The 1,296-nt window shown below is 41.4% G+C and carries 1 protein-coding gene and 1 pseudogene; one reads left to right on the forward strand and one right to left on the reverse strand.

All coding sequences use genetic code 11. The annotated features are described in order from the left end of the window. Positions 1 to 85: 85 nt before the first annotated feature. The gene (locus ACED53_RS23430; RefSeq protein WP_017097351.1) at positions 86 to 265 is read right to left on the reverse strand and encodes a TraY domain-containing protein; all 180 of its coding nucleotides are present in this window, start codon (positions 263 to 265) and stop codon (positions 86 to 88) included. Between the two features lie 787 nt (positions 266 to 1,052). Between ACED53_RS23430 and ACED53_RS23435 the strand changes: the two are divergent. Then, a pseudogene (locus tag ACED53_RS23435) lies at positions 1,053 to 1,296 on the forward strand (hypothetical protein); the annotation flags it as partial.

A 1,296-nucleotide genomic window follows, 5' to 3' on the forward strand; every position in this document is an offset into this window, starting at 1 on the left:
CCCTCTGCGGCGCTTTTTGCAATCGTGAAGGCAGCCCACCTTCGAGGCCATCTGAGGTAATAATCCCAGACGGCAATCTCATTCGTTACAGCGACCAATTAGGAAAACGTTTGAGGTGATCTTCTAATCGAAGTTTCCCTTCGCGCTTTTTGGCCCGCTCTGCTCTTTTCGCCGAGAGCGTTAACGTTTTATTCGCCTTTGATGAGAGATTAAAAGCGATACCGACTTCCTTGTTCTCAACCCTACATTCTGATTTAAAATTCATACAAAAGTCTTCCTAAATAGAAAAAACCGAAACGCTCTCGTTTAGACCGAAACATCAATGAGTCATGTAATCGCTCACTGGCGTCTAATTTTGTTGAGTTTGTGACTTACTTATCATTTCTTGAATTTAACATAATCTAAATAATACGCACCAAATTAAGGTGCTGATTTTAAAGAAAATAAATGGGGTTTTAATGTTGGCGCTATTGTTATTAGGCATAATTAATATATTAATTATTTTAATTTCACTCCCTCAATGTGCTATAAATTTTTCTAAGGTTATTTGTTATCTTTTTGTTATTTATCGGTTTTTTATCCGTGCGTATTATTTAGATTATGTAAAGGGAAAAACCACAAGGTTACTTAAAGATTGAAATATCAGGCGATGCTGCGCTATACTTGCTTTAGGTCGTTAAGGTTAAAACACACTACATTGGCTGCTAACCAGTAGTGCCCTATGTAGTGTGTTTTTTCTAAGATTTAGAGTGTGTTAGAGGTGGTACTCTGACCATATAGCACTTGCAAAAAAGCCGGCTTCCCAATAGTAGCCGGCTTTTTTGTGTCTAAAAAACGGGATTTGATTTGTTTCTTCGGTTGAGATAGCGTGAAATTTCACCGTTTGGACAACCAATCTAAACACTCCCCAAAAACCTATTGGACCTCAAAATATGACTCCTTTGACTCAGCCTTGGCGTGGGCTAAAGCCCAAACAACACATTCTCAATCACACCGCTTGTTTATCCCTCGGGATGAAGTGCTGTGTGCTTTAAACGTGGACGGTGAATGTTATGAAGACGCCTGGACACGACTCCTCCCCTCCCCCGCTCGATAAATCGAGTTACGATGCGGAGTATCGCCGTAAGCGTAAGGATCGGAAGCTGGATTTGATTGAATTGTATCAACGTGTCGTTGAAGAAGAGAACGCGCGGAACCCTAAGACGCCTTTTGAGATCGGATTTAAGTCTCGCCGGTTGCTTCGAAGCGGTAAGGTAGAAACCCTACCGCCAGAATACGCGCGGATCTTAAAAGGGT

This window comes from Vibrio sp. 1F169 (assembly GCF_041439605.1).
Classification (GTDB): domain Bacteria; phylum Pseudomonadota; class Gammaproteobacteria; order Enterobacterales; family Vibrionaceae; genus Vibrio; species Vibrio tasmaniensis_A.